Below are 17,136 nucleotides of genomic sequence, written 5' to 3' on the forward strand. Positions count from 1 at the left end.
CGGTGCCGCTCGGCCCGCCGGGCTACGGGGCCGTGCTGAGGCGGGTCGGCCGTGCTCCGGTGACGAGGGTGGTGAGGGCGGCGTCCATGTCGGGGCCGAGGTACCAGTCGCCGGTGTGGTCGAGTCCGTACACACGGCCCTCCGCGTCGATGGCGAGCAGCGCCTGGTGGTCACCGGGGGCGGGCGAGCCGGCGACGACCTCCTCGCCCAGCGGGCTGACCTCGGTGCCCAGGGCGCGACCGAGGTCGGCGAGGGTGCGGGCCAGGTGCAGCCCGTGCAGGGGGTCGAGCCGGACCGCGGTGGGGGCGACCGGGCGGCCGGCGCCGGGCGGGACGGGCCCGGGGGCGAGGTGCAGCCCGCCGAACTCGGCCCACGCCTCGACGGCGGCGGGGAAGACGGCGTGCTCGTGGCCGGCGGGCGAGGTGTGGGCGCGCAGGGTGTCGGCCCAGTACTCGGCCTGCTTTATGTCCCAGCGACCGGGTTCCCAACCGGCGGCGCGCAGGGCGGCGTCGACGGGGACGGGGAAGCGGGTGGTGGAGGTGCGGTCGGGCTGCATCGGCTCTCGTTGGGTGGGGGCGGGTGCGGGGCTGGTCAGCGGGGGCCGATGACGCGTACGCCGAAGTGGCTGGCGAGGGCGGCGCAGGCACGGCAGGGGTGGGCGAAGGTGCCGTGCAGGGGGTCGTCGTCCTCGCGGATGCGCCGAGTGGTGAGCTTGGCGTGCTTGAGGGCCTTGCGGGCTTCGCCGTTGGTCATGGGTTTGCGCCGGGCCCGTTTGGAGCGTTCGGTGTCGGCGGCGGTGAGGTGACGGGAGATGAGGATGGTCTCGGCGCAGCGTCCGGTGTAGCGGTCGCGGCGGTCGCCGGCGAGTGCGTCGAGGAACTCCTGGACCAAGGGGTGCAGGGTGGGCGGCCGGTCGCCGCGGGCGGCCGTGCCGGTGAGCGTCGTGCCGTGGACGGAGAGCGCCGCGGCGACGGTCGGGAGGATGCCGTCCCTGCGGTGGGCGAGGACCGGGGGGTCCACGGTGCGCTCGGCACTCCATCCCACCCGGGGGTCCCCCAAGGTGCCGGACGGCGTGCGGGACGCGGCACGCGCGGGCGTGGGCGCCGGTACGGTCGCCGTCGCGCCGGCCGACGGGGTCGGTCGGATCGGCCGTGCTTGTTGTGTTCTCATCGGACCTGCTTCCCTCCCCGCGGGAGGGCGCCTGGCTGGTGTGGCCGCCCCGCGTGCGGTGTATCAGCCTGCCAAATCCGAGCGCCGCTGTGGAAGCTGCGGCGTTGCGGGGCAGGCCGTCGCGCGTGTCGCTCGTCGTACGGTCACGTCGGCGTGACAGCAGGTCACCGAAGTCGTGGGCCGATGACCGGCATGGCGGTTCGGATTAGGCTGTCGCCGACTGAGTTCCGTCCGCATCGATGACGTACATGATCACGCATCGATCCAACCCAGTGCCGCAGGGGGGCTACCGCCATGACGACAGGTCGGCTCGGGCAGCAGGCCGTGCCGCCGAACGCGGTGTACGCCGGGCAGGTCGTGCACTTCCCGGACCCGGTCCGGGCGGCCCGGCACCCGCGGGGCGTGCGGGTGGACGAGCGGGGGCATCCGGACTTCTCGCCGTACGCGCGGGTCGCCGTGGAGGTCGCGGAGCCGCCGGCCGGCTTCGGGGTCGACGAACTGCGGTTGACGGACTACGTGTCGGCGAACGCGGTGTGCGCGGCGGAGCGGCACCCGTTGTGGGAATCGGTGCCCTCGGTGGCGACCCCGCACGGCTGGACCTGGCACCACGTGGCGGGCACCCGGCGGTTGGAGCTGGTGCCGGTCGAGGTGAAGGCGCTGCTGCGGCACCACGGCGGCCTGGCCACCGCGCCGGTGGACCAGGAGAAGCGGGGGACGCGGCCCTTGCAGGAGACGCGCCCCGCGCACGTCGGTCTGCCGCGCGGCGCGGTGGCCGTGTCGGAGGCCCAGGTGCAGTCGGTGGAGGAGGAACTCGGCTACCGGCTGCCGGGGGCGTACCGCACGTTCCTGAAGGCGGCCGGCGGCTGCGCCCCGGTGGGGGTGGCGCTCGACGCCGAACTCGGCCTGTTGGTGGACCAGCCCTTCTTCACGGTGCGGGACGAGGCGGCGGTCAACGACCTCGTCTACATGAACAAGTGCCTGCGCGACCACCTGACCAAGGACTACCTGGGCATCGGCTTCGTGCAGGGCGGTCTGTTGGCGGTACGGGTGCGCGGCCGGGCCCCGGGTTCGGTGTGGTTCTGCGCGTACGACGACGTGCGGGACCGGGACGGTTGGTCGGTGCAGGAACGGGTGGAGCAGTTGTTGATGCCGTGCGGCGAGGACTTCGACGCGTTCCTGTCGCGGTTGGCCGGCAGTCCGCCGGAGCTGGAGACGGTGGCGAACCTGATGGTCGACGGCGGTTTCGCGCGCTCGGTGCCGGTGGGCGGCACCGGGTCGGACACGCGGGCCGCGGGGGAGTGAGCAGCCGATGGTGACGTTCGCGCAGGCGCAGGAGCGCGGCGAGGAGTGGGTCAACGGCGAGGTCCCGGCGTACCAGCACCGGGAGGTGCGGGTGCGGGAGTTCGGGCTCGGTTTCGTGGTGTGGGCGGAGGACCGCCCGGAGGGCCCGCGGTCGGACGGCGGTGCGCAGCGGCTCGTCATCGCCCGGGACAGCGGGGAGGCCACGCTGTGGCCGTCGCTCCCGGTGGGCGAGGTGATCCGCCGGTACGAGGAGGAGTACGGGCCGGTCGCGGGCGCCGTCGAGGGGGGCGCGGGCGCCGGCCCCGCCGCGCCGGAGCGGATCGACCTGCACCAGACCTCGTTCCTGCTGAGTCCGCCCGAGTGGTTGCAGGAGGCCGCGGACCAAGCCGGGATTCCGGATCAGCGGCGCGAGGCGGGTGATTCCGGTGGGTCCACGGGTGCCGGGGCGTCGACCTCGGCCGGCGCCGCCTCCGCGCCGGGTGCTGAGGCTTCGGGCCCCGCAACGGGTGGGGCGCCGGCGGCTCCGGCCGCGCCGGAGCCGCCCCTGGCGCAGACGGTGGCCGGGCCGCCCGGTCTGGCGCGGACCCTGGCCGGGCCCGCCGGTGCTGGGCCCCGCCCGGGGGCGCCCGGTGCCGGTGCGCCGTCCGGCCCGCAGCCCCGACCGGACTTCGAGGACACGCCGTGGGCCGGGACGGACACCTCGGGCGGTGGTGACGAGGCGGGCTCGGTACCGCTGCCCGAGACGGTGATCGCCGCGCCCGCGGTCGAGGAGAGCGCGGTTCCGTCCGTGTCGGCGGACGCCCCCACGGCGCTGATGCAGGGCGGCAGCCAACTGCCGCCCACCGCGGTGGCGGCGGCGCTGCGCCCCACGCCTCCCGCACCGCAGGCGTCGTCCGGCCCCGCGCCGGGCGCGCCCCCGAGCGTGCCGACCCCGCCGCCGGGCGTCCCCGCGGCACCGCCCCCCGGGGCGCCCGCCGCCCCGCCCCCCGGGGCGCCCCGCGGTCCCGGGACGCCCGGGCCGTCCGCGGCGGGTTCCCCGCCGTCGAGGGGCGCGCAGGACATCGCCGACGCGGCGACCAGCAAGGCGCAGCGCCCGCCCCGTGGCCCGGGGCGGGGCGGTGCCTCCGTGCCGCCGCCCCCTCCGCCGCCGCCCGGCGTGCCCGGTGTGCCCGGCGCGCGACCGGGGGCGCCCGCGGGGCCCGGTGCGCCGGCCGGAGGCTACGTGCCCACGCAGTTGACGCCCTCGCTCGGCGGGGCTCCGGGGGCTCCCGGCACTCCGCGGGGCGGAACGGACCCGGCGGCGACGGTGTTGGCCGGACCGTCCGGGCCGGGGGCGCCGCCCCCGCCGCCCGGGCCGCCCGGGGCCCCGGGCGGCGGGGTGCACCACGCGGCGACCATGTTCGCCGGCACCGGTGGCCCGGCCGGCCCCGTGCCGGGCGGGCCGCCGACCCCGCCCGCGGGCGTTCCGGGTGCGCCGGCGGCGCCGCACGGCGGGGGCCCCGGTGCACCGCCGCCCCCGCCGCCCGGTCCGGTGGGCCCGCCGGGTGCGGCGGCGCCCGCGTACGGGTATCCGCCCGCTCCGCCGGGGCAGCCGATGGTCGGCCCGGGCTACCAGGCCGTGTTGCGCTACCGGGCCGCGGACGGTTCGGAGCAGCAGCTGATCCGGCGTTCGGCGCCGGGCACCCCGCACCCCGAGTGGCAGATCCTGCACGAGCTGCGGGCCATGAACGTGCCCCCGCAGCAGGTGCTGGAGCTGCACACGGAGCTGGAGTCCTGCGAACTGCCGGGCGCGTACTGCGCCCGGATGATCCGGGAGAGCTGGCCGCAGGCGCGCGTCACGAGCATCGCCCCGTACGGCACGGACCACGCCTCGCGTCAGCAGGGCATGCGCCAGTTGTTGGAGCACCAGGGCGAGTTGCACCAGGTCGCGGACGGCCCGGCGCGGCCCGCGCCGGTGCGTGCGCCGTTGCCGCCGGTGCAGCCGGCGCCCCCGGCGCCGCCGGAGGCCGTCGCCCAGGAGTTGGCGGCGGCGTTCGGGCCCGGGGTCTTCCGGTTCGACCAGCACGCGGTGTCGCGCCAGGGGGTGCCCGAGGCGGTCGCGGTCACGTTGATGTGGGCGGGCCTGCCGGTCGAGGTGGGACCGTTCTTCTGGGCGCAGGCCAGGCCGGGGCACCCGGTGCCGACGCTGGCCGAGTACGCCCAGGAGCGCGGCGTCCGGCCCGCCCCGGACGCCTCCTCCTACCTGGTGGTGGGCAGCGACTTCGGCAAGGCGCTGTGCGTCCAGTACGGGACGGCGCACATCGTCGCGGTGCCGGTGGAGGCCGGTCCGGGCGGTGCGCCGGTGCCGCCGCAGTTCGTCAACTCCGGGCTGCCGGAGTTCGTGCGGTGCCTGGCTCTGCTGGGGCGGATGTGGCGACTGCGCTACGGCCTCACCCCGGAGCAGGCGGGGCGCTGGACGGTGGACTTCCAGGCCCAGCTCGCCGCGCTCGACCCGGCGGCGCTCGCTTCGCCGGAGGGCTGGTGGTCCGTGGTGCTGGAGCAGATGTGGGACGGCCTGCTGTAGGCCGTCGACGGTTCGTTCCGTTCGGGAGGCGCCCGACCCGTTGGGGGTCGGGCGCCTCCCGCGTTGGCAGTGCCCCTCGACCGCCGGCTGCGCCGCGGGACGCGGTGGTGTGCGAGGCGTCCGGGGCTCATGGGGCACGAGAGCGACGGGGCGTGCGCGGGGGTGTGGGGTGCGGGCGGGAGTTCGGGTGCGTCCGGGACACGGGGGCGTGGTGGGCGGGTATGGGAAGTGACAACCCCGATTCCGCCTTTCGGTGCCTTTGGGCGCATCCTGGGGTGAGCGGACGGCGGAGCGCCGGGGCCGCCCGGGTCCCGTGCGGGGCCGGGGGCCGGCTCCGTGCGGGGTTCCGGTCGCGTCGAGGAGAGGACTCACAGGTGAGCAGTGCAGCATCGGCGTCGCCCCACGGTTTCGGAGTGCAGCGGGGGCGCGGCTACCGCCGGGACCAGGTCGACCGCCGGATCGCGGAGTTGTCGCACCTGAGGGACGGGGCCTGGGAGCGGGCCGCCCGACTGACCGTCCTCGCCAAGGAGATGGAGGCGGAGGCCGTCCGGCTGCGGGAGCAGGTCGCGGGGCTGGCCCCGCAGACCTACGAGTCCCTGGGGGAGCGCGCGGCCGGTCTCCTCGTCTCCGCCGAGGCCGAGGCCGCTTCGGTGGCGGGCGCGGCCCGGGACGAGGCGGCCCGGTTGCTCGCCGAGGCGGAGGAGGCCGGCCGGTTGCTGGGTGCGGCGGCGGCCGAGCGCGCGCGGTCGGTGCGCGAGGACGCCGGTGCCCGGGCGCGGAAACGGATCGCCACCGCGACCGCCCAGGCGGCGGACGCCCTGGCGGCGGCCGAGGAGGACGCCGCCGACCTCCGCGGCCAGGGGGCCGCGGTCCTGGCCGGCGCCCGGGAACGGACGGCGGCGCTCCGCGCCGAGCAGGAACGGGACCTCGCGGAACGGGACCGGGCCGCCGAGGCCGCGGAGGCCGAGCAGGCGGCCGGGGCGGAGGCGGCGCGCGCCGAGCTCCTGGCACGGGCGGAGGAACGCCTCGCGGCGGCGGAGCGCGTCCGGGCCCGCGCCGTCGAGGCTGCGGAGCGGACGCAGGGCGAAGCGGAGGCCGAGGCGGCGCGGCTGCTGGCGCGGGCGGAGGCCCACGAGGAGCGGACCGCCCGCGAGACGGAGCGGGTGCTGCGCGAGCACGGGCGGGAGTGGGACGAGGTGCGCGCCCACATCGCGCACGTCCGCAGCAGTCTGGCCGCGCTGACCGGGTCGGTGCCGGAGGAGGAGTAGGGCGCCGGCGGCGCGGGCGGTCGCGGCCGTCGGGCGGAGCGGAACGGCGCCGCCCGGCCCGTGCGGCGCTTGACCTTCGCACCGTGGCAGGGCGGAGGCTGCGCGGGAACGGGCCGACGGGCGCGCCGGCACCCTGAGGCGCGCCCCTCGCGGGCCGGTGCGTCCCCTAGGGGTACCTCGGTAGGAGGGGGCGGTCGGGTGTCGTACCACCGGAGGAGGTGCGGGGGCTGACCGATCCTTAGATTGGTCTTACACGGCGGGGAACGGCCGGCCCACCAGGGGCCGGCGACGGCGTCCCGCCGTGGATCCGGCGCGTGCCTGCGGTTTCTCCGGGGGGTCGCGGGGGCGTGCGGGTCCACGAGCAGGGGCACCGAGCGGGGGCGCGGTGCGGGCGGGCCGTCGAGCCGTTCGCCCGAGACCCTGCTGCGGGCCACAGGTCGGGTACTGAGGTTAACCCCAGGAAAAGACTGCGCTCTGCACCAGGGCGCGGCACCCCGGCCGCGTCCGAGACTGGTCGTACGACGGGCCGACCACCCGTCCGCTTCCACCGGGGACACCGGTTCCCTCCCTCCGTGGGGGGAACGCGTCCCCTTCGCTGACCGACATAGGAGACATAAGGTGACAACGGCTGTGAGCACCCCCCAGCGCGGGGGAACGGGAGGGCGTACGGCCGTGGCCGCTCGGGCGCGGCAGGTCGTGAAGGCGTACGGCTCGGGGGAGACCCGGGTGGTCGCGCTGGACCACGTCGACGTGGACATCGCACGCGGCCAGTTCACCGCGATCATGGGGCCCTCGGGCTCCGGCAAGTCCACGCTGATGCACTGCCTCGCCGGCCTCGATACCGTCACCGGCGGCCAGATATACCTGGACGAGACCGAGATCACCGGGCTCAAGGACAAGAAGCTGACGCAACTGCGCCGGGACCGGATCGGCTTCATCTTCCAGGCGTTCAACCTGCTGCCCACGCTGAACGCCCTGGAGAACATCACGCTGCCGATGGACATCGCGGGCCGCAAGCCGGACCGCGCCTGGTTGAACCGGGTGGTGGAGACGGTGGGCCTCGCGGGCCGGCTCAAGCACCGTCCGACCCAGCTGTCGGGCGGTCAGCAGCAGCGGGTCGCGGTGGCCCGGGCCCTCGCCGCCCAGCCGGAGATCATCTTCGGCGACGAGCCGACGGGCAACCTCGACTCCCGCGCCGGCGCCGAGGTCCTCGGCTTCCTGCGCCGCTCGGTGGACGAGCTGGGGCAGACGATCGTGATGGTCACCCACGACCCGGTGGCCGCCTCCTACGCCGACCGCGTGCTGTACCTGGCCGACGGCCGGATCGTCGACGAGATGCTCCAGCCGACCGCCGAGGCCGTGCTCGACCGGATGAAGGACTTCGACGCCCGGGGGCGCACCTCATGACGGTCGTGAAGACCTCCCTGCGCAACTTCCTGGCGCACAAGGGGAGAATGACGCTCTCCGCGGTGGCGGTCCTGCTGTCCGTCGCGTTCGTCTGCGGCACCCTGGTGTTCACCGACACCATGAACACCACGTTCGACAAGCTGTTCGCCACGACCTCGGCCGATGTCACGGTCAGCGCCAAGTCCGCCGCGGACGCCGGTGAGAGCACCCCCACCGGCCGTCCCGAGACGGTTCCCGGCTCGGCCGTGCAGCAGGCGGCCAAGGCCCGGGACGTCGTGTCGGCGGAGGGAGCCGTGTCCTCCACCGGCGTCACCGTCGTCAACGCCGACGACGAGAACGTCGGAGCCACCAGCGGTGCCCCCACCTTCGCGGGCAACTGGACGCGCAACGACCTGCGCGCCATGGAGATCAGCTCCGGCCACGCCCCGCGCGGTCCCACCGAGATGATGGTCGACGCCGACACCGCCGAGAAGCACGGGCTGAAGCTCGGCGACGAACTGCGCACCATCACCGCCTCCGGTGACTTCACGACGAAGATCTCCGGCATCGCCGCCTTCAAGGTCACCAACCCGGGCGCGGCCATCGTCTACTTCGACACCGAGACCGCCCAGCAGCGACTGCTCGGGGCCACCGACGTGTTCACCCAGATCCACGTGACCGCGGCGGAGGGCGTCAGCGACGCCACCGTCAAGCGGAACGTCGCCGAGGCGCTCGGCGCGGGTGCCTACAAGCTCCAGACGCAGCAGGAGGCCGCCGACGCCGGACGCGAGGAGGTGGGCTCCTTCCTCGACGTCATGAAGTACGCCATGCTCGGCTTCGCCGGGATCGCCCTGCTCGTCGGCGTCTTCCTGATCGTCAACACCTTCTCCATGCTGGTCGCCCAGCGCACCCGGGAGATCGGGCTGATGCGGGCCATCGGCTCCTCGCGCCAGCAGGTCAACCGGTCGGTGCTGATCGAGGCGCTGTTCCTCGGCGTCGTGGGTTCGGTGCTCGGCATCGGCGCCGGCATCGGCCTCGCCGTGGGACTGATGGAGCTGATGGGTTCCATCGGCATGGAGCTCTCCACCGAGGACCTCACGGTCACCGTCGTGACCCCGGTCGTCGGCCTGGTCCTCGGGATCGTGGTCACCGTCCTCGCCGCCTACCTCCCGGCCCGCCGGGCCGGCAAGGTCTCCCCGATGGCGGCCCTGCGCGACGTGGGCACCCCCGGTGACGGCACGTCCGGGCGGATCCGCGGCGTCGTCGGCCTCGTCCTCACCGGCGCCGGAGCCGCCGCGCTCTACCTGGCCGCGGACGCCGAGGAGGCTGGCGACGGCTCGCTCTTCCTCAGCCTCGGCGTCTTCCTCACCCTGGTCGGCTTCGTGGTGATCGGCCCGCTGCTCGCCAGCGCCGTGGTCCGTGCGCTGAGCCTCCTCGTCCTGCGGGCGTTCGGCCCGGTCGGGCGGATGGCCGAGCGGAACGCGCTGCGCAACCCCCGGCGCACCGGGGCCACGGGAGCGGCCCTGATGATCGGTCTCGCCCTGGTGGCGTGCCTGTCGGTGGTCGGTTCCTCGCTGGTGGCCTCGGCGACGGACGAACTCGACAAGTCCGTGGGCGCGGACTTCATCGTCCAGTCCGACAGCGGCCAGGGCATCGTGGCGCAGGCCGAGCGGGCGATGAAGGCCAACGCGGACCTCGACCACGTCACCCGGTACAAGCTGGTGGACGCCGAACTCACCACCCCGGACGGGAAGACCCACGACACGGAGCTGTCCGCCGCGGACCCGACCTATCCGCAGGACCTGCGCCGCGAGGTCACCGCCGGCGACCTCGACGCCGCCTACGGCGAGGACGCGATGTCGGTGTCCCGGAGCTTCGCCGCGGAACAGGGGCTGAAGGTCGGCGACACCCTGCCGGTGGCGTTCAAGGGCGGCGAGAAGGCCGAGCTGAGGATCGCCGCGATCACCGCGGACGACACCAGCATCGACATGAACGCGCAGTACCTCAACATCACCACCGTCGAGAAGTACCTGCCGGCCGACCGGATGCCGCAGAGCGTGATGGTCTTCGGCAAGGCCGAGGACGACCGCGCGGACGCGGCGTACGCCTCCCTCAAGGGCGACCTCAAGGAGTTCCCGCAGTACACGGTCCGCAACCAGGCCGACTACAAGGAGCAGCTCCAGGACCAGGTCGGGCAGTTGCTGAACATCGTGTACGGGCTGCTGGCCCTCGCGATCATCGTGGCCGTGCTGGGCGTGGTGAACACCCTGGCGCTGTCGGTGGTGGAGCGGACCCGGGAGATCGGGCTGATGCGGGCGATCGGGATGTCCCGCCGCCAGCTGCGGCGGATGATCCGGCTGGAGTCGGTGGTCATCGCCCTCTTCGGCGCCCTGCTCGGCCTGGGGCTGGGCATGGCCTGGGGCACCACCGCCCAGAAGCTGCTGGCGCTGGAGGGGCTCAAGGTCCTGGAGATCCCCTGGCCGACGATCGTCACGGTGTTCGTCGGCTCGGCCTTCGTCGGACTGTTCGCCGCACTGGTCCCCGCGTTCCGTGCGGGCCGGATGAACGTCCTCCGTGCCATAGCCACCGACTGAGCGGTGCCCCGCGGCGGCCGGGGACGGGGGAGCGCCCCGGCCCCGGCGCCCGGGCCAGCGACCGCGCCTCCGGCGCCCGACGGCGTACGCTGGGAGACCCCCGGTTCCCCGAACCGGGGCGTTCGTGTTGTCGAAGCACCGGGACGGAAACCCCCTTCATGAGCCTGCACGCTCTGCTGGACGCCGTGGCCGAGGACCCGGCCCTGATCGAAGCGGTACAGGCGGCCCGCGAAGCCCGCCGCCCCCACGTCGACCTGGTGGGCCCGGCGGCGGCCCGCCCCTTCGCGGTGGCGGCCCTGGCCCGGAGCGCGGACCGTCCGGTCCTCGCGGTGACGGCCACCGGGCGCGAGGCGGAGGACCTGGCGGCCGCCCTGCGTTCCCTGCTGCCCGCGGACGGCGTCGTCGAGTACCCGTCCTGGGAGACGCTGCCCCACGAACGGCTCTCGCCCCGCTCGGACACCATGGGCCGCCGGCTCGCGGTCCTGCGCCGACTCGCCCACCCCAGCCCCGACGACCCGGAGGCGGGGCCGGTCTCGGTCGTCGTCGCCCCGATCCGGTCGGTGCTCCAGCCGCAGGTCAAGGGGCTCGGCGACCTGGAACCGGTGGCCCTGCGCACCGGGCAGCAGGCGGAGCTCGGGGTGACGGTCGAAGCCCTGGCCGCCGCTGCCTACACCCGGGTCGAACTGGTCGAGAAGCGCGGCGAGTTCGCCGTGCGCGGCGGCATCCTGGACGTCTTCCCGCCCACCGAGGAGCACCCCCTGCGGGTGGAGTTCTGGGGCGACGACATCGAGGAGATCCGGTACTTCAAGGTCGCCGACCAGCGCTCCCTGGAGATCGCCGAGCACGGTCTGTGGGCGCCGCCGTGCCGTGAGCTGCTGCTGACGGAGCAGGTGCGGGGTCGGGCCGCGGCCCTCGCCGAGGCCCACCCCGAGCTGGGCGAACTCCTGGGCAAGATCGCCGAGGGGATCGCGGTGGAGGGCATGGAGTCCCTGGCCCCGGTCCTGGTCGACGACATGGAACTCCTGTTGGACGTGCTGCCGGCGGGCAGCATGGCGGTGGTGTGCGACCCGGAACGGGTGCGGACCCGCGCGGTGGACCTGGTGGCGACCTCGCAGGAGTTCCTCCAGGCGTCCTGGGCGGCGAGCGCGGGCGGCGGCGAGGCGCCGATCGACGTCGGCGCTGCCTCCCTGCGGTCCATCTCCGAGGTGCGGGAACGGGCCCGCGAGCTGGGCCTGATGTGGTGGTCGGTGTCCCCGTTCGCGGCGGACGAGACCGCGTCCCTGGCCGAGGCGGACACCCTGAAGCTGGGGATGCACGCCCCGGAGACCTACCGCGGCGACACCGCCCGGGCGCTGGCCGACACCAAGGGCTGGCTGGCCGAGGGCTGGCGCACGGTGTACGTCACCGAGGCGCACGGTCCGGCGGCCCGCACGGTGGAGGTGCTCGGCGGCGAGGGCATTCCGGCCCGGCTCTCCTCCCTCGACCGGACCCCGGACGGCGGGGCCGCACTGGCGCCGTCCGTGGTGCACGTGGCGCGCGGCTCGATCGAGTACGGCTTCGTCGACCCGCACCTCAAGCTGGCCGTCCTCACCGAGACGGACCTGTCGGGGCAGCGTTCGGCGGGCAAGGACGGGCAGCGGATGCCGGCCCGGCGCCGCAAGTCCATCGACCCGCTGACCCTGGAGGCCGGCGACTACATCGTCCACGAGCAGCACGGCGTGGGCCGCTACATCGAGATGGTGCAGCGCACCGTGCAGGGCGCCACCCGCGAGTACCTGGTGGTGGAGTACGCGCCCGCCAAGCGGGGCCAGCCCGGCGACCGGCTGTACATCCCGACCGACCAACTGGAGCAGATCACCAAGTACGTCGGCGGTGAGGCGCCCACCCTGCACCGGCTCGGCGGCGCCGACTGGACGAAGACGAAGGCCCGCGCCAAGAAGGCGGTCAAGGAGATCGCCGCGGACCTGATCAAGCTGTACAGCGCGCGGATGGCGGCCCCGGGGCACGGCTTCGGCCCGGACACCCCCTGGCAGCGGGAGCTGGAGGACGCGTTCCCGTACGCGGAGACCCCGGACCAGCTGACCACCATCGCCGAGGTCAAGGAGGACATGGAGAAGACGGTCCCGATGGACCGGCTGGTCTGCGGCGACGTGGGGTACGGCAAGACGGAGATCGCGGTGCGCGCCGCGTTCAAGGCGGTGCAGGACGGCAAGCAGGTGGCGGTGCTGGTGCCGACCACGCTGTTGGTGCAGCAGCACTTCGGGACCTTCAGCGAGCGGTACGCGCAGTTCCCGGTGAACGTGCGCGCGCTCAGCCGCTTCCAGACCGACACGGAGTCCAAGGCGACGCTGGAGGGGTTGCGCGACGGTTCGGTGGACGTGGTGATCGGTACCCACCGGCTGTTCGCCTCGGAGACCAGGTTCAAGGACCTGGGCCTGGTCATCGTCGACGAGGAGCAGCGGTTCGGCGTCGAGCACAAGGAGCAGCTGAAGAAGCTGCGGGCCAACGTCGACGTGCTGACGATGTCCGCGACGCCGATCCCGCGCACCCTGGAGATGGCGGTGACCGGCATCCGCGAGATGTCGACGATCACCACTCCGCCGGAGGAGCGGCACCCGGTGCTGACCTTCGTCGGCCCGTACGAGGAGCGGCAGATCGGCGCGGCGATCCGGCGCGAGCTGCTGCGCGAGGGCCAGGTCTTCTACATCCACAACCGGGTGGAGTCCATCGACCGGGCGGCGGCCCGGCTGCGGGCGATCGTGCCGGAGGCGCGGATCGCGACCGCGCACGGCCAGATGTCGGAGCAGACGCTGGAGCAGGTGGTCGTCGACTTCTGGGAGAAGAAGTACGACGTGTTGGTGTCCACGACGATCGTGGAGTCCGGGATCGACATCTCCAACGCGAACACCCTGATCGTGGAGCGCGGCGACAACTTCGGCCTGTCGCAGCTGCACCAGCTGCGCGGCCGGGTGGGCCGGGGCCGCGAGCGCGGCTACGCCTACTTCCTGTACCCGCCGGAGAAGCCGCTCACCGAGACCGCGCACGAGCGGCTGGCGACGATCGCGCAGCACACCGAGATGGGCGCGGGCATGTACGTGGCGATGAAGGACCTGGAGATCCGCGGCGCGGGCAACCTCCTGGGCGGCGAGCAGTCCGGCCACATCGCGGGCGTCGGCTTCGACCTGTACGTGCGGATGGTCGGCGAGGCGGTGGCGGACTACCGGGCGTCGCTGGAGGGCGGGGTGGAGGAGGAGCCGCCGCTGGAGGTCAAGATCGAGCTTCCGGTGGACGCGCACGTCCCGCACGACTACGCCCCCGGGGAGCGGCTGCGGCTCCAGGCGTACCGGTCGATCGCCTCGGCGAACACGGAGGCCGATGTCGCGGCCGTCCGGGAGGAGTTGACCGACCGCTACGGCAAGCTGCCGGAGCCGGTGGAGAACCTGCTGCTGGTGGCCGGGTTGCGGATGCTGGCCCGGGCCTGCGGGGTCGGCGAGGTCGTGCTCCAGGGCACCAACATCCGGTTCGCCTCGGTGGAGTTGCGGGAGTCCCAGGAACTGCGGCTGAAGCGGCTGTACCCGGGCTCGGTCATCAAGGCGGCGAGCGGTCAGCTGCTGGTGCCCCGCCCCAAGACGGCGAAGGTCGGCGGCAAGCCGTTGACGGGCCGCGAGCTGTTGGCGTGGACGGGCGAGTTCCTGGCGTCGATCCTGGGGTCCTGACGGGAGCGCCCGGTCGGGGAAGCCGCGCGGGCCGCCACCGGACGACCGGTGGCGGCCCGCGCGGCTTCCCCGTTCCCGCCCCTCACCGCCGAGGGGCGGTGCGCGCACCGGCGGGGGAGGCTTCCCAGGTCGGTTCGTCGCCGCTCACGGCACGGCGGCGGATCAGAAGTTCCCGTTCCCGATCAGTTCGCCGTCGGCGTCGTAGACGGTGACCAGGCCGCCGCCGTCCTCGGTCTTCTTCCACTCGGCGAAGGCGGAGGCCAGCAGCTTGGCGGGGCCGCTGCCGCTGCCCATGATGCCGCCGGTGTAGTCGGTGTAGACGTCGGCGGTGCTGAGGATGTCGTTGATGTCGTCGGCGCCCTGGACCTTGGTGACGTGGGAGACGGCGTCCTTCTCCTTGGGCGTGCCGTTCTCGTTCACGAACGCCTTGAAGCGGTCGGCCTGCGAGCCCTTCGCCGCGGCCTCGCCCTTCTCCTTGGCCTCCCCGCCGCCCGCCGAGTCCTTCTCCCCGGTACTCGCCGCGGCGGAGCTGTCCTTCTTGGCGCCCGTGCCCTCCTCCTCGGGGGTGCACCCCACCGCTCCGACCGCGGCGATGCCGACGATGAGGCCGATGGCGAGCGTCTTCCTGATGCCCATGAAGGGTCCCCTCCCACATGTGAAGGCCCCCGAACCGAGGTGCCATTCGTTCAGTGAGTCAATGACAACAGATGCTGTGAACCGAGTCAACATGAGTTCTTGTGAACTGGAAGTTCACGGCGTGAATGGATGGGTTGCAGGTGGCTAGGTATGCTCGGTGTCACATGGAGCACGGGGATGAGGGAGGTCGGCGGGTGCCCGACAACGCCACGGAGGTCACCGCCGCCGGGATCGCGCGACTCGCGGGGGTGGGCCGGGCCGCCGTCAGCAACTGGCGCCGCCGCCACTCCGACTTCCCCCGACCGGTGGGCGGCACCGAGACCAGCCCCTCCTTCGCCCTGGCCCACGTCGAGGAGTGGCTGCGCCGGCAGGGCAAGCTCGCCGAGGTGCCGCCCCGGGAACGGGTCTGGCAGCAGCTCGCCGGGCATCCCGCCGGTCCCGTCACCGCACTCGTCCACGCGGGCTGTGCCCTGCTGCTGGTGCGCGACCGCCCCACTGACTGGCTGGAAATCGCCGCCGCCTCCGACCGCCGGATGACGGAACTCCTCCCCGAGGCCCTGGCGAAGGTCATCGTCAGCCGCTTCGGAACCCACACCCCCGACGCCTCCGGGCGGCCGGGCTCCGGTTCACAGCCCGCGGCCTCCGACGCCGCCGTCACCCCGCCCACCGCCGAGGACCTCGCCCCCTCCGTACCGCTGCTGCGGGGGGTCGCCGACCTCGCCGCCGAACACGGCGCCCGCCAGACCTTCGAGTTCCTGCTCGGTCGTCACCTCGACGCCAACCCGCGGCAGTACACGCTCACCCCCACCGGACCCGCCGAACTCATGGCGGAACTCGCCGGCGAGGCCCGCACCGTCCTCGACCCCGCCTGCGGCACCGGCGCCCTGCTGCGCGCCGCCCGCACCCCCGGAGGCCGCCACGCCCGGTACGCCCAGGAGGCCGTCCCCGACCTCGCGGCGCTCACCGCCCTGCGGCTCGCGCTGCACGACGGGGCCGACGTGCACGCCCGGGCCGGCGACACCCTGCGCGCCGACGCCTTCCCCGGCCTGCGGGTCGACGCCGTCCTGTGCCACCCGCCGTTCAACGAACGCAACTGGGGACACGACGAACTCGCCTACGACCCGCGCTGGGAGTACGGCTTCCCGGCCCGGACCGAGTCCGAACTGGCCTGGGTGCAGCACTCCGTCGCCCATCTGCGCGACGGCGGCACCGCCGTGCTGCTGATGCCGCCGGCCGCCGCCTCCCGCCGCTCCGGCCGCCGCATCCGCGCCGACCTGCTCCGCCGCGGGGCGCTGCGGGCCGTCATCGCCCTGCCCGCCGGCTCGGCCCCGCCCTACAACATCCCCCTCCACCTGTGGGTGCTGCGCCGCCCCGTCGTCGGCCACCCCCCCGCCCACCCCGACGTCCTGCTCGTCGACGCCGCCGGGGACGCCCTCGACGGCCGCGCCCGGCCCGGCTGGTCGACCGTGCGGGACGCCGTCCTCGACGCCTGGCGCCCCTACGACCGCACCGGCACCGCCGAGGACCGGCCGGGGCTCAGCCGCTCCGTCCCCGTCGTCGAACTCCTCGACGACGACGTGGACCTGGCCCCCGCCCGCCACCTGCCGCCGCCGGCCGCGGGCGGCGGGGCCGCCGAACTCGCCGCCGTCCACCGCCGCCTCGGCGACACCCTGAAACTCACCGCGGAGCTCGCCCCGCCCCCGCCGCCGTCCGAGGCGGACCCCGGGGTCCGCTGGCCGCTGACCACGATCGGCGAACTCGCCCGCGCCGGCGCGGTGGTGCTGCGCACCGCGACCGTCCACGCCCCGCCGACCACCACCGGCACCACCCCGCCGGACCGGGACCCCGGCGGCGGTCGCACCCCCGTCCTCACCGACCACGACGTGCTCGCCGGCGCCGCCCCCTCCGCCGAACTGCCCGCGGGCGAACTCCCCGAGGACGCCGTGCTCACCGAAGCCGGCGACGTGGTGGTGCCCGTCCTCGGCGGCGGCGCGGTCGCCCGGGTCGTCGCCGAGGACGCCACCGGCGCCGCCCTCGGCCGCAACCTGACCCTGCTGCGCCCCGACCCGACCGCCCTCGACCCCTGGTTCCTCGCCGGCTTCCTGCGCGGCACCGCCAACAACCGCCAGGCCAGCAGCTACGCCTCCACGGCCACCCGGCTCGACGTGCGCCGGATGCAGGTGCCCCGCATCCCGCTGGACCAGCAGCGCCGCTACGGCGACCGGTTCCGGGCGCTGGCCGCCTTCGAGGACGCGCTGCGCCTGGCCGGGGCGCTCGGCGAACGCCTGGTGCGCGGCATGCACGACGGCCTCACCGACGGAACGGTCCCCCCGGACGCCCTACCCGGCGGGGACGGCGCCCCGGCCGGCCGGCGGAGCTGAAACCGGACCGGCGTCCGGGGGTGCAGCCCCCCGGGCGTCCGGTCGAACCCCCGTGAACCGTAACGTTTCGCCACGGGACGGAGTTCGGGTTCCCGACATCGGCGGATCCGCCGCCGGATA

General features: G+C 74.6%; 10 protein-coding genes. 7 read left to right on the forward strand and 3 right to left on the reverse strand.

Annotated elements, in window-relative coordinates; translation table 11 throughout:
* Nucleotides 1-22 precede the first annotated feature (22 nt).
* The gene (locus tag ACSMX9_RS18150) at nt 23-556 is read right to left on the reverse strand and encodes an SUKH-3 domain-containing protein (RefSeq protein ID WP_445395182.1); all 534 of its coding nucleotides are present in this window, start codon (nt 554-556) and stop codon (nt 23-25) included.
* A 35-nt stretch (nt 557-591) separates the two neighbouring features.
* The gene (locus tag ACSMX9_RS18155; protein WP_445395184.1) at nt 592-1,170 is read right to left on the reverse strand and encodes a YwqJ-related putative deaminase; all 579 of its coding nucleotides are present in this window, start codon (nt 1,168-1,170) and stop codon (nt 592-594) included.
* A gap of 294 nt (nt 1,171-1,464) precedes the next feature.
* Here ACSMX9_RS18155 and ACSMX9_RS18160 point away from each other — a divergent pair, with 294 nt between their 5' ends.
* The 6 genes from ACSMX9_RS18160 (at nt 1,465) to mfd (ending at nt 13,999) form a co-directional block, all read left to right on the forward strand.
* Nucleotides 1,465-2,472, forward strand: a complete 1,008-nt coding sequence (locus ACSMX9_RS18160; protein ID WP_445395186.1) for an SMI1/KNR4 family protein — start codon at nt 1,465-1,467, stop codon at nt 2,470-2,472.
* Nucleotides 2,473-2,479: 7 nt separating this feature from the next.
* Nucleotides 2,480-5,035, forward strand: a complete 2,556-nt coding sequence (locus ACSMX9_RS18165) for an SUKH-4 family immunity protein (protein ID WP_445395188.1) — start codon at nt 2,480-2,482, stop codon at nt 5,033-5,035.
* 374 nt (nt 5,036-5,409) lie between these two features.
* Entirely contained in the window at nt 5,410-6,303 is an 894-nt protein-coding gene (locus ACSMX9_RS18170) for a cellulose-binding protein (protein WP_445395190.1), read from the forward strand.
* 618 nt (nt 6,304-6,921) lie between these two features.
* Nucleotides 6,922-7,710 carry an ABC transporter ATP-binding protein gene (locus ACSMX9_RS18175; protein WP_351242997.1) on the forward strand — a complete coding sequence of 263 codons (789 nt, stop codon included), beginning with the start codon at nt 6,922-6,924 and terminating at the stop codon, nt 7,708-7,710.
* Nucleotides 7,707-10,283, forward strand: coding sequence for an ABC transporter permease (locus ACSMX9_RS18180; RefSeq protein ID WP_445395192.1), 2,577 nt, complete (start codon nt 7,707-7,709; stop codon nt 10,281-10,283). The genes ACSMX9_RS18175 and ACSMX9_RS18180 overlap by 4 nt, the downstream gene beginning before the upstream one ends.
* 158 nt (nt 10,284-10,441) lie before the next feature.
* The gene (gene mfd, locus ACSMX9_RS18185) at nt 10,442-13,999 is read left to right on the forward strand and encodes a transcription-repair coupling factor (RefSeq protein ID WP_445395194.1); all 3,558 of its coding nucleotides are present in this window, start codon (nt 10,442-10,444) and stop codon (nt 13,997-13,999) included.
* Nucleotides 14,000-14,161: 162 nt separating this feature from the next.
* Here mfd and ACSMX9_RS18190 read toward each other — a convergent pair whose 3' ends face one another.
* A complete protein-coding gene (locus ACSMX9_RS18190; protein ID WP_445395196.1) occupies nt 14,162-14,635 on the reverse strand; it encodes a hypothetical protein in 474 nt (157 codons plus the stop codon).
* A gap of 194 nt (nt 14,636-14,829) precedes the next feature.
* Here ACSMX9_RS18190 and ACSMX9_RS18195 point away from each other — a divergent pair, with 194 nt between their 5' ends.
* Entirely contained in the window at nt 14,830-17,016 is a 2,187-nt protein-coding gene (locus ACSMX9_RS18195; RefSeq protein WP_445395198.1) for an N-6 DNA methylase, read from the forward strand.
* Nucleotides 17,017-17,136 lie beyond the last annotated feature (120 nt).

It is taken from the genome of Streptomyces sp. LE64, assembly GCF_052606915.1.

Coding starts and splice junctions, on each gene's coding strand:
- ACSMX9_RS18150 (WP_445395182.1), bottom strand. CDS start 556: ATGCAGCCCGACCGCACCTCCACCACCCGCTTCCCCGTCCCCGTCGAC.
- ACSMX9_RS18155 (WP_445395184.1), bottom strand. CDS start 1,170: ATGAGAACACAACAAGCACGGCCGATCCGACCGACCCCGTCGGCCGGC.
- ACSMX9_RS18160 (WP_445395186.1), top strand. CDS start 1,465: ATGACGACAGGTCGGCTCGGGCAGCAGGCCGTGCCGCCGAACGCGGTG.
- ACSMX9_RS18165 (WP_445395188.1), top strand. CDS start 2,480: ATGGTGACGTTCGCGCAGGCGCAGGAGCGCGGCGAGGAGTGGGTCAAC.
- ACSMX9_RS18180 (WP_445395192.1), top strand. CDS start 7,707: ATGACGGTCGTGAAGACCTCCCTGCGCAACTTCCTGGCGCACAAGGGG.
- mfd (WP_445395194.1), top strand. CDS start 10,442: ATGAGCCTGCACGCTCTGCTGGACGCCGTGGCCGAGGACCCGGCCCTG.
- ACSMX9_RS18190 (WP_445395196.1), bottom strand. CDS start 14,635: ATGGGCATCAGGAAGACGCTCGCCATCGGCCTCATCGTCGGCATCGCC.